This window comes from Streptomyces sioyaensis (assembly GCF_004122735.1).
Classification (GTDB): Bacteria; Actinomycetota; Actinomycetes; order Streptomycetales; family Streptomycetaceae; genus Streptomyces; species Streptomyces sioyaensis.
The window spans coordinates 1-16,404 of record NZ_SDIF01000090.1 but is presented as its reverse complement, the minus strand read 5'-3'; the positions used below and the strand labels follow the sequence as shown (position 1 = coordinate 16,404).

The window sequence follows — 16,404 nt, the reverse complement described above, 5'->3', positions numbered from 1 at the left end:
GCCCGCCCCTACTCTGACCCGCATGACCGCCGAGACGCAGCCGCTGCCGCCGCCCGTGACCGCCCTGTCCCGCGACGATGCCCGCCGCCTGGCGCTGCGGGCGCAGGGCCTGCTGGGCGCCCCGGACCGCCGGGCCGGCGTGCGCGGGGTGCTGCGGCAGCTGGGCGCGGTGCAGCTGGACACGATCTCGGTGCTGGCCCGCTCCCATGAGCTGGTGCCCTACGCCCGGCTCGGCGCCGTCGACCGCACCGCCGTCGAGGCCGCCTACTGGACCGGCACCCACAGCTTCGAGTACTGGTCGCATGCCGCCTGCATCCTGCCCGTCGAGGAGTGGCCGCACTTCGCCTTCCGCCGCCGCGCCCGACGGGCCAAGGGCCACCGCTGGCACGTCATGGAGGACTCCGAGCGCTCCTGCGCCGCCGTAGTGGACCGGCTGACCGCCGACGGCCCGCTGACCACCTCCGAGCTGGGCGGAGGGCGCAACGGCGGCGAGTGGTGGGACTGGTCCGAGACCAAGATCGCGGTGGAGTGGCTGCTGGACACCGGCGAGGTGGTCTGTACGCAACGCCGCGCCTGGAAGCGGGTGTACGACCTCGCCGAGCGCGCCGTCCCGGACGGTCTGTTCCATGACGATCTGGACGACGCCGCGTGCCTGCGCCGCCTGGTCGCCCAGGCCGGGGCCGCCATGGGCGTGGCCACCCGCGCCGACCTGGCGGACTACCACCGCCTCAAGGGCGAGCAGGTCGATGCCGTCGTGGCGGACTCCGGTCTGGTCCCGGTCGAGGTCGAGGGCTGGGGAAAGCCCGCCTGGGCCGATCCCGCCGCGCTCGCCGCCCCGCCCCGCGGCCGGCACCGCACGACCCTGCTCTCGCCCTTCGACTCCCTGATCTGGGACCGTCCGCGCACCGAGCGGATCTTCGGTTTCACGCACCGCCTGGAGGCATACGTCCCCCGCCCCCGGCGGATACACGGCTATTTCGCGATGCCGCTGCTGGCCGGCGGTCAGCTGGTGGGGCGGGTGGACCCGGCCCGCGAGGGCACCACCCTCGTCGCCCGCCAGGTGTCGGTGCAGAGCGCCAAGGCCGTCGCCCCCATGGCCCAGGCCCTGTGGGAGGCAGCGAGCTGGGTCGGCTGCGACGCCGTACGCGTGGACCGCTGCGACGACCCGAAACTGGCCGCCGCGCTGCGCGCAGAACTCACTCACACGGGCGACTAGAAACGCCGGACGGCACGTCCGGGCGCTCATCCGGCCCGGGCACCCGGCGCGCTCACGCCCCCGGCCGGCTCACCGGATCTCGAGGATCTTCTCCCGCATCGCGTACACCACCGCCTCCATCCGGGAGTGCAGCTGCAGCTTCTCCAGGATGTTGCGGACGTGGTTCTTCACCGTGTTCTCGGAGATGAAGAGCTCCTTGGCGATGTCGCGGTTGTTCATGCCCGTGGCGACCAGCTTGAGGACCTCCAGCTCACGGTCGGTGAGCCGGGGCGCGGGCACCAGCCTGCGCTCGTCCGTGCGCTGGATCATCGACTTGAACTCCGTCAGGAGCTTGGACGCCATCGACGGACTGATCTGCGACTGGCCGTCCGCGACGGCACGGATCGCGGTCGCCACCTCATCGGTGGAGATCTCCTTGAGGAGGTAGCCGGTGGCACCGGCCTTGATCGCGTCGTAGAGATCGGCCTCTTCGTCGCTGATCGTCAGCATGATGATCTTTGCACTGGGGGCGACCTCCTTGATGGAGGTACATGCCTCGATCCCGCCGCGCTTGGGCATCCGTACGTCCATCAGCACGATGTCGGGCAGCAGATCCGCGGCCTTGTCGACCGCCTCCGCGCCGTCCCCCGCCTCGCCGACGACCTGGATGTCCTCCTCCTGGGCCAGCACGATCTCCAGCCCCCGCCGGAAGAGCGCGTGATCATCCACGACCAGGACCCGGATCGGTTCTTTGCGCGCCACGCTCACGGCCCGGTCGGCCTCGTCCTCGCTTCCGGCACCGCAGTGGTCATCATCCGCGTCACCGCGCACGGGCCCGAAACTGTCCCCCATCGATCCTCCCCGTCAACTACTCGGCCCGCAGGCCAGAGCTTGGAAATAAGGCTGGTTGACAACAGCCCCCTGCGGCCAGCCCGATCAATGCCATGCGATCGTCTCCCCGGCATGTCGCCGTGTCGTGTCCCCGTACTCCCTGGCCGGCACAAACACTATACGGCTTCAACTCCTGCTCTCTCCGGTCACGATGGTGCCCCCGGCGTGCGCCGGGGGCACCGAGCGGTGCGGCTCAGCCGCCCAGGGCGCCGCCTGCGCCGCCGGGCTCCTCCTCCCCGAACAGATCGGGGTTCAGGTGGATGACGCCGTAGTCGTATGCGTGCCGCCGGTAGACGACACTCGGCAGCTTGGTGTCGGCGTCGACGAAGAGGTAGAAGTCGTGACCGACCAACTCCATCTCGTTGAGCGCCTGGTCGAGCGCCATCGGTGCGGCCGAGTGGGTCTTCTCACGGACGATCAGGGGGCCTTCACCCTGGACGTCGATCGAACCCATCCTCGTGGTGGGCACCTTCTGGTCGACCTCGGCGGCGAGTTCTCCGTTGGTGTTCAGGCTTGCGGCGTCGGGCACGCTGACAGCGACTTCACTCGCCGGAATACGGCCGTTGCCGCGACGCGAGAAGCGCTTGTCGTGCTGCTTGCGCAGACGCGCCTCGAGCTTGGCGGTTGCCAGATCCAGCGCGGCGTAGGGATCGGCTGCGGCCGCCTCGGCCCGGACCACCGGGCCACGGGAGCGGAGGGTGATCTCCACTCGGTCGGAACGGTCGGCCTGCCGCGGGTTGGGCTCCTTGGACACCTCGACGTCCAGGCTGATCACCTTGGCGTCGAGCTTCTGGACTTTCTCCAGCTTCAGCTTCTCGGCCACGTGCTTGCGGAACCGCTCGGGCACCTCTGTCTTGCGGCCCTTGACGACGATGTCCACGCAGAACTCCGTTCCCGGATCGCTCCGCTCATCCAGCGGGGCGATTCCTTCTTGCACCAGGCTCCGGTGGTTGCCGAAGCCTCGGACTTGGCGACTTTCACCTCCTCCTCCCCCGCCGACAAGCTCTCCACTCCCCTGTTTTCAGGGTCGCCGAAAACGCCCCTGAACGCATTCATCGCGACATTCGAGGCAAAACGTCCGCCAAGTCCTCACAACCGAACATAGCTCTCTCGGACTGTTGTCGGCACCCCCTCGGAGCCCTCGGCTCCAATTGAGTGACTTTTCTTCCTCATCTAATTGCCCTGTGGTACGGCGTGGTGCGGAGCGCCACCACCGGCCGCGAAGGCGCTCACCGGCGCCGCCACGACCGCCGCTCCGACCACCCGGCCGCCGGCCCTCGCGACCGCGCGGGCAGCCTCCGCGAGCGTGGCACCCGTGGTCACCAGATCGTCCACCAGCACTGCTGGCAGGCCCGCCAGCAGCCTCCGGGCCACATCCGGCACCTCCAATGCACCGGCGACGTTCTCCCGCCGCTGCCGGGCGCTCAGTCCCGCTTGGTCCGCCACCGCACGACGCTGTCGCAGCACCGCGAGCACCCGGGCCCCCGCCCCCGCCCGCCGCAGCTCACCGGCCGCCGCCCGGGCGATCCTGCGCACCGGATCATGCCCCCGGCCGGCCACCGCTCTCCGGGCCGACGGCACCGGCACCAGCAGCTGCGGCCCGCCACCGGCCCGCAGCCCCCGTACTGCCCCGGCCAGCACCGCGCCCAGCGGCCCGGCCAGCGGCAATGCACCCCGCTCCTTGTGTGCCAGCAGCACCGCCCGCACCTCGTCGGCGTACGGCGCCCCCGCCCACACGCGGGGCAGCCCGGCCGGTGCGGGCCACGGCCGAACCCGTCGCGCCCCACGCCCGTCCCGCGCCAGCGCCCGACGGCACCGTGCACACAGCTCCGTACGCGGCCGACCACACCCCGCACAGTCGACCGGCAGCACCAGACCGGCCAGTTCGCGCCATACCCCTTGCATGACTCCACTGTCCCGCCGAACACGCTCGGTCACCACCCCTGTGGACAACCTCGGCAGCGGAGCGGCGGATGAGCCGTTCGGGGGATATCGCGGCCGGGCCGGATCGACGCATCCCGGCCCCCGATCCGGCTGGATCGGCAGGACGGCGGGACAGGCCGGACCGCCGGCGGCGGCGAGCCGATACGCGCGTCATCCACACCACCGGTCGGCCCCGGCCACCCGCGTCACCCGGGATAGACCGGCGCCGTCCCGTCCTTCGCCACGGTCTTCCAGTTCGCGTCCGGGGGCAGTCGCACTATCCCCTCCGTGGCGTCCGCGATCAGCGGCCTGGTCTCGTCCTCCGAGGCCGCCACCGCCTTGACGCCGTTGACGCCGGGCAGGGTCTGCGCGTTGGAGGCCGAACCGTCGGTCTCCATGAACTGCATCTGCTGGACCCCGCCGGACTCCCGCCCGACGACCACCAGCCGGCTGCCGCCCGCCCAGGACGCGGCCACGACGTCCTCCAACTGCGGTGCGATCGGCCGCAGTTCCTGCACCGAGAGCTCCGGATGCTGGGCAGTGCCGCCGCGTTCGACCCGGCCGAGCTGGAGCGTCGTCCGTCCCTTGTCCTCCACCAGGATCGCGATCCGGATCCCGTCCGCAGCCACCTTGATCGCCTTGATCCGCCGCCCGCCGAGACCGGGCACCGCCACCCTTTCGGGGTCGCTCTTGCCCTCACGTATCCGCAGCAGCCGCGAGCCGTGTGCATCGCGGTCGGCGATCCACAGATCGCCCAGCCCGTCCCAGCTCGGCGCGGTCAGCCCCGCATCGGGGTCCTTGGCCGAGCCGTTGCTGCTCAGTAGTGGACCGCCGCGGGCGATGCCGTCCTCCATGCCGGCCACGTACAGGGACCGGCCGTCATTCGACACACCGGCCGCGGTGTTCTCGGCCCGCGAGATGGCGACCGAGCGCAGCGGGGTCCGACCGGTGCCGAACGGCCCGGCGACCGGCGTCGGTTCGGTCGCGGAGTCCGACATGGCGACGACCTTGTGGTCGGCGTCGATGAAGTACTCCTTGCCGGAGTTCCCGCTGCCCGGCGAGGGGGCGAAGTCACGGTCGGCCTGCTCCTGGGTCAGCGCGCAGAGCGAATTGCCGCCGCTGTCCTGGAGTTCCACCTCACTGATCTTCGAAGCCCGCGTCATGTCCTGGACGGTGAAGAAGAGTTGCGCGGCCATCCGCTTGCACTGGGCGGATCCGGCGCTCATCGCCTGCTTGCTGAGCTTGACCCTTAGCGCGTTGGAGTCGTCCAGCGCCAGATCGCGTGCGGCGAGCCGGGTGCCGGGCGGGAACGCCGAACTCGTCACCTGGTTCAGCCAGTCGGTGGGCCCGGACAGCAGCGCCGCCACACTGGACGTGATCGGCTTTATCCGCTGCCGCAGATAGACCGGGTCAGCGACGAGCACATTGCGGCTCGCCTTCGGCTCCTGCGCCTCGGACTTGTAGGACGCGAAGTAGTACTTGTTGACGGAGCGGTAGATGCGCTGGAAGTCGGACAGGCCGAGCACCAGCCCGTTGGGCAGGCGGTCGATTCGCCACTGTCCGTTCTCCTTCACAAGGTGGATCGAGCGACGGTACGGCTTCTCCTCCGGGGTGTAGGCGTGGTGGTCGTCCACGGCCGCCACCTGGCTGCCGGAGAGGGTGACCGTGAAGTTGTTCGCGTCCTCGCGGCTGGGCTGCGACTTCGGCTCGGGCTTCGGACGTTCCTGGAGCACATTGGTGACCTGGAACGGCCGCCACGTCCGCTTCGCCGACTTGGCCAGATACTGGGTGGCCGTACGGAAATCCGCCTCGTCGCTGGTCGTCGCGTCGAGGAAGCTGCGCACGATGTTGGTCGGCTGAGCACCGTCCTGCGGGGGTACGCCGTAGACCCGCACCTGTGAGTCGCCTTCGGCGCGCGGCGACTGGTCGACCGCCGTGACGTCCCCGCTGTCCGGCATCGACGCACACCCGGCCAGCAGCGCCGCCGCACAGCCGAGCAGCACGGCCTTCCGCGCCCGCCGGGCTCCCCGGCGGGCGCGCATACGAGGCTCTCCGGTGCCCTCCTTGCGCTCGACTCCGCGCTCAGTTCCCACGCAGCCCGCCTTCCCGCTCCACGCCCCGTCCGGCGTCCTGCTCCGCCCCGCCCTCGTGGACCGGCTCATCGATGTGCGCACCCTCGTCACGCGCTACTGCCTCGCTCCGCGCGCCCCCGCTCTGCGGCACCACGCGGGCGCCGTTGCCGGGCAGCGCCGTCGGCCCGGCCGTCGACAACCCGGCCACCTGCGGCTCCCGGGCGGCGGCGAGCGCGCCGTCCGCCTGCGTCGTACGCGGCTGCGCCGGGATCGTGGACGCCTTGGGGTCCGCCCCGGCGCGCGGCCGGCCCGTCTCGTCCAGCCCACGGTGACGCCGTGAGTCCTCCGGCTCCAGGGGTATCGGGGACCCGCGCAGCGTCTCGCCGGCCGTACGCGGCAGCGTCAGGCGGAACTGCGAGCCGCCGCCGGGCTCACCCCAGGCCTGCAGCCAGCCGCCGTGCAGCCGGGCGTCCTCGACGGCGATGGACAGGCCGAGTCCGGTGCCTCCGGTGGTACGGGCCCGGGCCGGGTCCGCGCGCCAGAAGCGGTTGAAGACCCGGGTGGCCTCGCCGGGCTTGAGGCCGACGCCGTAGTCACGCACCGCGAGGGCCACCGCACCGCCGCTCCGGTCGCCCGCGGACGCCAGCCGCACCACCACATCACGGCCCTCACCGTGCTCGACGGCGTTGACCACGAGATTGCGCAGCACCCGCTCCACCCGGCGGGGATCGGCCTCGGCGATGACGGGCTGCTCGGCCCCGCGCACCACGATGCGGGTGCCCTTGCGCTCGGCGAGCGGCTCGGCTCCCTCGATGACGCGGTGCACCACATCGCGCAGGTCGATCGGCTCGGCCTCCAGCGCGGCCGCCCCGGCATCGAAACGGCTGATCTCCAGCAGCTCCGCGAGCAGCGATTCGAAGCGGTCGAGCTGGCCGCGCAGCAGCTCGGCGGAGCGCGCGGTGGCGGGGTCGAACTCGTCGCGCGCGTCATGGATGACGTCGGCCGCCATCCGTACGGTCGTCAGCGGCGTCCGCAGCTCGTGCGAGACGTCGGAGACGAAGCGGCGCTGCATCCGCGACAGCTCCTCCAGCTGCTGGATCTTGACCTGGAGGTTCTGCGCCATCTTGTTGAAGGATTCCCCGAGGCGGGCGATGTCGTCCTCGCCGGTGACCTTCATCCGCTCTTGGAGGAGGCCGGCGGCCAGCCGCTCGGAGATCCCCGCGGCCATCCGTACGGGCGTGACGACCTGCCGCACCACCAGCCAGGCGATGGCACCGAGCAGGATCACGACGAACACCCCGGCCGTCGCGAGCGTGCCCGTCACGAGCTTGAGCGACTCCTCCTCCTGGCTGAACGGGAAGAGGTAGTAGAGCTGGTACTGGTTGCTGTTGACGTCGTTCAGCCGCTTGCCGATGATCAGCGCCGGCACCCCGTCGTCCGACCCGATCCGCTTGATCTGGGTGTACTGGCGGAACGTCCCGGACTTGGTGTCCAGCTTCCGCCGCAGCTCGGCGGGCACGCTCCGCTCGGGATCGACATCGCCGGAGGCGCGCGGCCCGCGGGTACCGGGGCTGGAGTCGCCGAACGGTTCGTCGGAGTCGGAGCTGAGCGCCACGACGGAGAAGACACCCTGCCCGCCGCTGGCGAGCTGTTCGACCAGGCCGGTCAGCCAGGTCGCGGAGTCCTGAGTACTGCGGTTGCCGGTGCGGGCGACGTCATCGGGCCGGGTGTCATCAGCGCCGTCGGCCATCTTCTGGGCGACGCTGAAGCCGCCCACCGCCTGACTCTGCGCGGCCTGGGCCTTGGCCGTGAGCAAGCCGTTACGGACCTGGCCCACGACCACCACACCGAGCAGCAGCACCACGGCGAGCGACATCAGGAGCGTGGTCGCCACCACGCGCAGCTGGATATTGCGCCGCCACAGCCGCAGGGCGGGGAGCAGGGGCCGCCGCACCCAGCGGCTGAAGAGCCGCAGCAGGGGGTGGACCGGCCCGCTCACCGCGCCGTCGGGCAGCAGCTGGCCACCGCGCAGCAACCGGGCAACCAATTTGCCCGAAAAGGACATATCGCCCGCCGGGTCGACGGTGCGCCCCCGCTTTCCCTCCGGGGTCGAACCGTCCCGGATCATGTCAGCTGGGCCCGGCCTTGTAGCCGACCCCGCGCACGGTCACCACGATCTCCGGCCGCTCCGGATCCCGCTCGACCTTGGAGCGCAGCCGCTGCACATGGACATTGACCAGCCGGGTGTCGGCGGCGTGCCGGTAGCCCCAGACCTGCTCGAGCAGCACCTCACGCGTGAACACCTGCCACGGCTTGCGCGCCAGCGCCACCAGCAGATCGAACTCCAGCGGGGTCAGCGCGATCGACTGCCCGTCCCGCTTCACCGAGTGCCCCGCCACGTCGATGACCAGGTCACCGATGGCCAGCTGCTCGGGCGTCGGCTCCTCCGAACGCCGCAGCCGTGCCCGGATCCGGGCCACCAGCTCCTTGGGCTTGAACGGCTTGACGATGTAGTCGTCCGCACCCGATTCGAGCCCGACGACCACATCCACCGTGTCGCTCTTGGCGGTCAGCATGACGATCGGCACACCGGACTCGGCCCGGATCAGCCGGCACACCTCGATACCGTCCCGCCCCGGCAGCATCAGATCGAGCAGAACAAGATCGGGCTTGGTCTCGCGGAAGGCCGCAAGAGCCTTGTCACCGTCCGACACGAACGACGGTTCAAAACCCTCGCCGCGCAGCACGATGCCGAGCATCTCTGCCAGTGCGGTGTCGTCGTCGACGACCAGGACGCGTCCCTTCATTCGGCCATCATCCCATTACCTGATCGTGACTTACTCCATCGTGACGTGGAACACACCTCTGCCAGCCTCTCCGAGGTCACCGGAGACACCACTCCGGCCTCCGTGACGATCGCCGTCACCAGCTCCGGTGGAGTGACGTCGAAGGCCGGGTTGTAGGCCTGTGCGCCCAAAGGTGCCACCGGTATACCGGCACCCGGCCCCGCTCCGGCGCCCTGCGCGGAGGGCAAAGAGAACTCCGTCACTTCCTGGGCCGGCCGCTGCTCCACCTCGATATCCGCCCCCTCCGCGGTGTCCAGATCCACCGTGCTGGTCGGTGCCACGACCACAAACGGAACGTGGTGGTACCGCGCCAGCACCGCCAGCGGATAACTGCCGACCTTGTTGGCGACCGAGCCGTCCGCCGCGATCCGGTCCGCGCCGATCAGCACCGCGTCCACCTCGCCCCCGGCGAACAGCGAGCCCGCCGCACCGTCCGAGAGCACCGTGTACGCCATACCTGCCCGCGACGCCTCGTAGGCGGTCAGCCGGGCGCCCTGCAACAGCGGCCGCGTCTCATCCACCCACAGCCGGCGCAGCTCCCCGGCACGGTGCGCCGCCAGCGCCACCGCCAGGGCGGTGCCCTCGCCTCCGGAGACCAGTGCCCCTGTGTTGCAGTGCGTGAGAATCCGGTGACCGCCACCCGGCAGCAGCTCGCCCAGCAGCGCCAGCCCGTGCTCCGCCATCCGTGTGCTGGCCTCGATGTCCTCCGCGTGCACGGCCCGCGCCTCGGCCAGCGCCGCCGCGGCCGCCTGGGCACCGGCCCCGTCGGCCGCCGCGGCCCGGTACGCGGCCGCCGCCCGCCGTACGCCGTACGCCAGATTGACCGCGGTCGGCCGGGCCTGGGACAGCGCCTCGACCGCCTCTTCCACATCGAAGCCCCGCGCCGCGGCCAGGGCCACGCCGTACGCGCCTGCGATGCCCAGCAGCGGCGCCCCCCGCACGGCAAGCGTCCGTATCGCCTGCACCAGCGCCGGCACGTCCGTGCAGACCAGCTCGACCTCCTCCGCGGGCAGCCGGGTCTGATCGAGGAGAACCAATACGGGCCCCTCAGGCGGCTCCTCCCAACGCAATGACGGGATGGCGAGCGCCCCGGCGCCCTTCTCGGATACCTCGTAGTGATCGCCCATTCCTTCAGTCTGCCGCCGACCGGCCCTCGAACAGAAGGTTCTCTCGCACTCCGGGCGCCGGTACACAACGCCGGTTGCCATGACACGATGACTGCCACCGCGGACCCCGGTCCCCCACCGCCCCGGCGGACGGGCAGCAAGAAGGAGCGACGATGAACAACTCTCCGGGCTGGGCCTCGCCCGGATCCACTCCCTCCTCCGACGAGCCGGGCCGCGGCACACAGGAGCAGCCCACCCAGGACGACCGGACCGGCACCGCCGAGCAGCCGTCCCCGCCGAACTGGTCCAAGGAACAGCCGCCCGCCGGCCAGTGGTCGGCCCCTTCCGGTATCCCCGGCCAGAGCGGCCCCCGTGGCAGGAGTGGTCCCAGCACATCCGGTGACCGCACCCGTGCGGCATCGTCCGGCACCGGCGGGCCCGGCTGGGGCGGTCCGTCGTACCCCGGCAATCAGCCTCCCTGGGGCGGCGCCTGGGCCCCCGTGCCGCAGGCCGCCAAGCCCGGCGTCATTCCCCTGCGCCCGCTCGCACTCGGCGAGATCCTCGACGGCGCGGTCGCCACCATGCGCGCCCACTGGCGCACCGTCCTCGGCATATCGCTGATCGTCGCGGTCGTCTCGCAAACCGCCATCACCGTCGTGACCGGCGTCTTCCAGAACGCCGGCCGCGTATCCGGCCCGGCGAGCGACAGCGCCCCGCCGCTCCGCGAGACCATGCGCCAGCTCGGCAACACTCTCGCCGGCACCGGGATCACCTCGGCGATCGGGCTGCTCGCCACGATCATCGCCACAGGCATGCTGACCATGGTCGTCAGCCGTGCCGTCCTGGGGCGCTCGGTCACCGCCGGGGAGGCCTGGCGCGATGCGCGTACCCAGCTTCCGCGCCTGCTCGGCCTGCTCGTGCTGCTCCCTCTGCTCATCACGGCCATCCTCACGGCCGGCCTGGCCCCCGGCATCATCCTGGCGGCCACGGGCCCGCTGGACGCCGGCCTGCTCCTCATGCTGTTCGGCGGGCTGGGCGCCGGCGCCGTGAGCCTCTGGCTGGGGGTCCGCTTCAGCCTCGCCGCCCCCGCACTGATGCTGGAGAAGCAGGGCGTCATCGCCGCCATGCGCCGCTCGGCGAAGCTCGTACGGGGCGCCTGGTGGCGAGTTCTGGGCGCACAGCTCCTCGCCTATGTCCTCGTCTCCGTCGTCGAGTTCATCATCCAGATCCCGGCCACGCTCATCGCCTTCCTCATCGGCGGCGAGAATCTGATGGACTGGGCGAACGGCACCAGCAACACCAGCTGGTCGTTCCTGATCGTGGTGGGCATCGGCTCCGTCATCAGCTCCGCCATCACCTTCCCGGTCAGCGCCGGCGTCACCGCGCTCCTCTACATGGACCAGCGCATCCGCCGAGAGGCACTCGACCTCGAACTCGCCCGCGCCGCAGGCCTCCCCGGCTACGGCTCCTATGCCCCGGCCGCCTCCCCGTCTGCACCCAATCCCCCGGCGCCCACCGCCGACGATGCGCCAGCAGCCCCAGCCGCGACCGCCCCTGACACCCCCGCAGGCACCACGAAGCCTGACACCCCCGCGACGACCAGTGCCAAGGCAGACGGCTCCCGCACCGAGAGCACCGAGAGCACCGAGAGCACCGAGAGCACCGACGCAAACGTCGCCGGAGCAGACCCAGCACCCAGAGACACCGCGACCACAGACACCACCTCCACGGACGCCACGGCCTCGCCCGCCCACGGCCCCGGGCAGCGCCCCGACGACACCGCACCGGGAAGTTGATGCGGTGACCACAGGGGGGATCATGGCTGTACACGGACGCCTCATAGCGGGCTCCGGCGACGACATACCGGTGCGGACTCCACGTGTCCCGGCCCGCGAGGCGGCCGAACGTGAACTGTCCGACCCCCGGTACCACCAGCACGACCCCAACCCGATCCAGCGCGCGCTCGATTGGCTCTGGGACCACGTCGACGCGCTCTTCCGCACGGCCGCCGGCACCACACCGGGCGGCTGGATCGGGCTCCTCGTCATCGCCGCATGCATCCTGCTGCTGATCGTCGCCCTCCGGCTGCGGCTCGGGGCGGTGCGCCGCACTCCGACCACGAGCGGCGCACTCTTCGCCGACGCTCCCCGCACCGCCGCCGAACACCGGGCAGCCGCTGCCCGGCACGCCGCCGAGGGCCGCTGGAACCAGGCGATCCAGGACCGCATGCGCGCCCTCGTCCTCGCCCTCGAAGAGCGCGCTCTGCTCACCCCCGGCCCTGGCCGCACCGCTGACGAAGCCGCCACCGAAGCCGGCCGGGCACTGCCTGCGCACGCCGACCGGCTGCGCACCGCGGCCCGCACGTTCGACGACGTCGCATACGGCGGCCGCCCCGGCACGGAACCGGCGTACGCCCTCCTGACCAGCCTCGACACCGACCTGCAGCAAGCCAAGCCCGACCTGGCCAACACCCCGACCGGGAGCCACGGATGACCACGGCCTCCCCGGAAACCCCCGTGCTCTCGCCCACCCGCCGTGGCCCGTGGGCCCGGTCCCGCGGACCGCTGCTCGCGCTTCTCCTCCTCGTCGTCAGCGGCGTGGTCCTCGCCGCCCTGCAGTCCGGCGAGCAATACGGCCGGCTCGATCCGCGGTCCACGGACCGGACCGGAAGCGCGGCCCTCGCCCGGCTCCTGGCCTCCCACGGCGTCTCCACCCAGGTGGTGACCACCTCCGAAGAGGCCGCCGCGGCGGCGGGCCCACACACCACACTGCTCGTCACCGACCCCGACATGCTGACGCAGGCTCAGCTGACGGGTCTGCACACCGCGACCGCGCACACCTCCGGCCGCACCGTCCTGATCGGTCCCGGCCCCTCGGCTCTCGAAACCTTCGCCCCCGGCGTGCAGCGGGAACCTTCGGTCGGCATCTCGGTACGCCGTCCTGCCTGTTCGCTGCCGGCCGCCCGCCGCGCGGGCAATGCCCTCCTGGGCGGCCTCCGCTACGCAACGTCCGTCGATGGCGCCGATCGCTGCTACCCCAGCGGCGGCCGGCCGACCCTGCTGCGCCTGCCGGCTCCCCGCACCGGTCGCGACACCGTCCTCCTCGGCTCCCCCGATCTCCTCTACAACCGCCACCTCGCCGCGGACGGCAACGCCTCGCTGGCCCTTCAACTCCTCGGTACGCGCAAGCATCTGGTCTGGTACCTCCCCTCCCTGAGCGACCCGTCGTCCGCTCAGGACGACCAGCGCAGTTTCTTCGAGCTCATCCCCTCCGGCTGGCGCTGGGGCCTGCTCCAACTCACCTTCGCCGCCGTGTGCGCGGCCCTGTGGCGCGCCCGCCGCCTCGGCCCCTTGGTTCCGGAGAAACTCCCCGTCACCGTCCCGGCCACCGAGACCACCGAGGGCCACGCGCGCCTCTACGAACAGGCCGGTGCCCGCGACCGGGCATCCGAGATTCTGCGCTCCGCGGCCCGCACACGCATCGCTCCCCTCACAGGCGTGCCCCCCGTGCACGCCCATACCTCCGACGTTCTTCTTCCCGCCGTCCGCGCCCATGTGGCCGAGCCTCCCGGCACCGGAACAGACCTCCATGACCTGCTCTTCGGCCCGGCTCCCGCGGACGACAGGGCGTTGGTGCACTTGGCCGACCAACTCGATGCACTCGAATCCTTGATCGTTTCCCAAGAGAGGCACGCCCCCCGTGAGCACCCCGACCGCTGACAGCGCCCGAGCCTCCCTCGAGGACCTGCGCACCGAGATAGCCAAGGCCGTCGTAGGCCAGGACCCCGCCGTCACTGGACTGGTCGTCGCGCTCCTCTGCCGCGGTCACGTCCTCCTGGAAGGCGCCCCCGGCGTCGCCAAAACCCTGCTCGTACGCGCGCTGTCGACCGCCCTCGAACTCGACACCAAGCGCGTCCAGTTCACCCCCGACCTGATGCCGAGCGACGTCACCGGTTCATTGGTCTACGACTCCCGCAGCGCCGAGTTCTCGTTCCAGCCGGGACCCGTCTTCACCAACCTGCTGCTGGCGGACGAGATCAACCGCACGCCTCCCAAAACCCAGGCGTCCCTGCTCGAAGCGATGGAGGAGCGTCAGGTAACGGTCGACGGCACAGCCCGTCCCCTCCCCGAGCCGTTCCTGGTGGCCGCCACCCAGAACCCCGTGGAGTACGAGGGCACGTACCCCCTCCCCGAGGCCCAACTCGACAGGTTCCTCCTGAAGTTGACGGTGCCGCTCCCCGCCCGGCATGACGAGATCGACATCCTCACCCGCCACGCGGCCGGATTCAGCCCCCGCGACCTCAGCGCCGCAGGGCTACGCCCCGTCGCCTCCACTGCCGACCTCGATGCTGCCCGGGACGCGGTCGCCAAGACCACCGTCTCCCCCGAAGTCACCGGCTATATCGTCGATATCTGCCGTGCCACCCGCGAATCCCCCTCGCTCTCCCTCGGCGTCTCCCCCCGAGGTGCCACCGCTCTGCTCTCCACATCACGAGCCTGGGCCTGGCTCACCGGCCGCGACTATGTCACCCCCGACGACGTCAAAGCCCTTGCCCTGCCCACGCTCCGACATCGCGTCCATCTCCGCCCCGAAGCGGAGATGGAAGGAGTCACCGCTGACTCCGTGATCAACGCCGTACTCGCTCATCTCCCCGTCCCCCGCTGAGACAGCACCGTGGCTCTCACCGGACGCACCGCCCTCGTCTCCGCATGCGGAGCCCTCTTCGTCGGCTTCGTGCTGCCCAGCTGGCTCGGCATCCTCACCGTCCAACTCGTCTTGCTGATAGCAATCTTGTGCGATCTGGCGCTCGCCGCGCCAGTGCGAAAGCTCCATTTCACCCGAACCGGTGATACAACCGTTCGACTCGCAGACGAAGCCCACGCACACCTCACTCTCACCAACCCGAGCCGCCGCACCCTGCGCGCACAGATACGTGACGCCTGGCCCCCGAGCTCTTTCCGCCCCGGCTCGGACATCCCCGCGTCCCGTCACACCGTGCGCATCCCCGCCGCCGAACGCCGCCGTCTCACCACCACGCTCCACCCCACCCGCCGCGGTGACCATCACGCCGTCCGCGTCACGGTCCGCTCCTACGGACCGCTCGGCCTGGCTGCCCGGCAAGGGAGCCACCACGTCCCCTGGACACTGCGAGTCCTGCCGCCCTTCACCAGCCGCAAGCACCTCCCCGCCAAGCTCGCCCGCCTCCGCGAACTCGACGGCCGCACCAGCATCCTGACCCGCGGTGAGGGCACCGAGTTCGACAGCCTCCGCGACTACACCCACGGCGACGACACCCGCTCCATCGACTGGCGCGCCACCGCCCGCCGCCAGCACCTCGCGGTCCGCACCTGGCGCCCCGAACGCGACCGCCGCATCCTGCTCGTCCTGGAGACCGGCCGCACCTCGGCCGGCCGTGTCGGTGACATTCCCCGCCTCGACGCTTCCATGGATGCCGCCCTGCTGCTCGGCGCCCTGGCCGCCCGCGCCGGCGACCGCGTGGACCTACTCGCCTACGACCGCCGTATACGCGCCTCCGTACAAGGCCGCACGGCACGCGATCTTCTCCCGGCGTTGACCGATGCCCTGGCTCCTCTGGAACCCGAACTAGTCGAGGCCGACGCCCGCGGACTGGCCGCCACCATCCATCGCCACGCCCCCCGCCGGTCCCTCATCGTGCTCTTCACCGGCCTGGACGCGGCTCCCGTGGAGGAGGCCCTCCTGCCCGTCCTCCCCGGCCTCACCCAACGCAATGAACTCATCGTCGCGGCCGTGGCAGACCCCCGCATCGAGGACATGGCCGACGGTCGCCACACCCCCCAGGCCGTCTACGCAGCAGCAGCCGCCGAACAGGCCCGAACCGCCCGCCACCACACCGCAGACCGCCTCCGCCACCACGGCATCACCGTCATCGACTCCACCCCGTCCCGTCTGGCCCCCGACCTGGCCGACGCCTACCTCACCCTGAAGTCCACCGGCCGCCTCTAGACACCCCACGCTCCACCGTCTGCCTCAAGGCCCTCCATATGGGCAGCCCCCTACGACAGGGCACCGCCGCCACTTCTCGTAGGGGGCGGGCCAGCTGAAGGAAGAACATGGGCACCACAGCCCACCCATCCCGGTGCGCCCTCGTCTCCAAAGCCGGGTCCTGGCCGGAGGCGTCGGATGCCGAGACCGATAGCTGCCAGAGGAAGCAATCGAACCTCGCCCCCTCATCTTGCTGTCCATCGCGCAGCGCAAGCGCCCCGGAACGCAGAAAAGCCCCGCACCATACGGTGCGGGGCTTTCCCACAATGATTGTTCGGCGGCGTCCTACTCTCCCACAGGGTCCCCCCTGCAGTACCATCGGCGCTGAAAGGCTTAGCTTCCGGGTT

13 protein-coding genes and 1 rRNA gene are annotated in these 16,404 nt (G+C 71.2%); 6 read left to right on the top strand and 8 right to left on the bottom strand.

Annotated elements, in window-relative coordinates; translation table 11 throughout:
- Nucleotides 1–22 precede the first annotated feature (22 nt).
- The gene (locus EST54_RS25000) at nt 23–1,216 is read left to right on the top strand and encodes a winged helix-turn-helix domain-containing protein (RefSeq protein WP_174857510.1); all 1,194 of its coding nucleotides are present in this window, start codon (nt 23–25) and stop codon (nt 1,214–1,216) included.
- 69 nt (nt 1,217–1,285) lie between these two features.
- Here EST54_RS25000 and EST54_RS24995 read toward each other — a convergent pair whose 3' ends face one another.
- The 7 genes from EST54_RS24995 to mtnA form a co-directional block, all read right to left on the bottom strand.
- Nucleotides 1,286–2,047, bottom strand: a complete 762-nt coding sequence (locus tag EST54_RS24995; protein WP_006605260.1) for a response regulator — start codon at nt 2,045–2,047, stop codon at nt 1,286–1,288.
- 232 nt (nt 2,048–2,279) lie between these two features.
- Nucleotides 2,280–2,966 (bottom strand): ribosome hibernation-promoting factor, HPF/YfiA family, encoded by a 687-nt coding sequence (hpf, locus tag EST54_RS24990; RefSeq protein WP_129249974.1) that lies wholly within the window; start codon nt 2,964–2,966, stop codon nt 2,280–2,282.
- A 293-nt stretch (nt 2,967–3,259) separates the two neighbouring features.
- Nucleotides 3,260–3,991: a ComF family protein gene (locus EST54_RS24980; RefSeq protein WP_129249972.1), complete on the bottom strand. Its 732-nt coding sequence runs from the start codon at nt 3,989–3,991 to the stop codon at nt 3,260–3,262.
- Nucleotides 3,992–4,215: 224 nt separating this feature from the next.
- Nucleotides 4,216–6,051, bottom strand: a complete 1,836-nt coding sequence (locus tag EST54_RS24975) for an LpqB family beta-propeller domain-containing protein (protein WP_129249982.1) — start codon at nt 6,049–6,051, stop codon at nt 4,216–4,218.
- Nucleotides 6,052–6,091: 40 nt separating this feature from the next.
- Nucleotides 6,092–8,209, bottom strand: coding sequence for an MtrAB system histidine kinase MtrB (gene mtrB, locus EST54_RS24970; protein ID WP_372448253.1), 2,118 nt, complete (start codon nt 8,207–8,209; stop codon nt 6,092–6,094).
- 1 nt (nt 8,210) lies between these two features.
- Nucleotides 8,211–8,888 (bottom strand): two-component system response regulator MtrA, encoded by a 678-nt coding sequence (gene mtrA / locus EST54_RS24965; RefSeq protein ID WP_006605255.1) that lies wholly within the window; start codon nt 8,886–8,888, stop codon nt 8,211–8,213.
- Nucleotides 8,885–10,054, bottom strand: a complete 1,170-nt coding sequence (mtnA, locus tag EST54_RS24960; RefSeq protein WP_129249971.1) for an S-methyl-5-thioribose-1-phosphate isomerase — start codon at nt 10,052–10,054, stop codon at nt 8,885–8,887. The genes mtrA and mtnA overlap by 4 nt, the downstream gene beginning before the upstream one ends.
- 152 nt (nt 10,055–10,206) lie before the next feature.
- Here mtnA and EST54_RS24955 point away from each other — a divergent pair, with 152 nt between their 5' ends.
- From EST54_RS24955 to EST54_RS24935, 5 genes are read left to right on the top strand one after another with little or no spacing between them, the layout of a single operon-like run.
- Nucleotides 10,207–11,829 carry a DUF7544 domain-containing protein gene (locus EST54_RS24955; protein ID WP_129249970.1) on the top strand — a complete coding sequence of 541 codons (1,623 nt, stop codon included), beginning with the start codon at nt 10,207–10,209 and terminating at the stop codon, nt 11,827–11,829.
- A gap of 22 nt (nt 11,830–11,851) precedes the next feature.
- A complete protein-coding gene (locus tag EST54_RS24950; RefSeq protein WP_129249969.1) occupies nt 11,852–12,526 on the top strand; it encodes a DUF4129 domain-containing protein in 675 nt (224 codons plus the stop codon).
- Nucleotides 12,523–13,752 (top strand): DUF4350 domain-containing protein, encoded by a 1,230-nt coding sequence (locus EST54_RS24945; RefSeq protein ID WP_129249968.1) that lies wholly within the window; start codon nt 12,523–12,525, stop codon nt 13,750–13,752. The genes EST54_RS24950 and EST54_RS24945 overlap by 4 nt, the downstream gene beginning before the upstream one ends.
- Nucleotides 13,733–14,698, top strand: a complete 966-nt coding sequence (locus tag EST54_RS24940; RefSeq protein ID WP_129249967.1) for an AAA family ATPase — start codon at nt 13,733–13,735, stop codon at nt 14,696–14,698. Before EST54_RS24945 ends, EST54_RS24940 begins: the two co-directional genes overlap by 20 nt.
- A gap of 9 nt (nt 14,699–14,707) precedes the next feature.
- Nucleotides 14,708–16,018, top strand: coding sequence for a DUF58 domain-containing protein (locus EST54_RS24935; protein WP_129249966.1), 1,311 nt, complete (start codon nt 14,708–14,710; stop codon nt 16,016–16,018).
- A gap of 311 nt (nt 16,019–16,329) precedes the next feature.
- Here the strand turns inward: EST54_RS24935 and rrf are convergent.
- Nucleotides 16,330–16,404: ribosomal RNA gene (rrf, locus tag EST54_RS24930) — 5S ribosomal RNA — on the bottom strand; the annotation flags it as partial.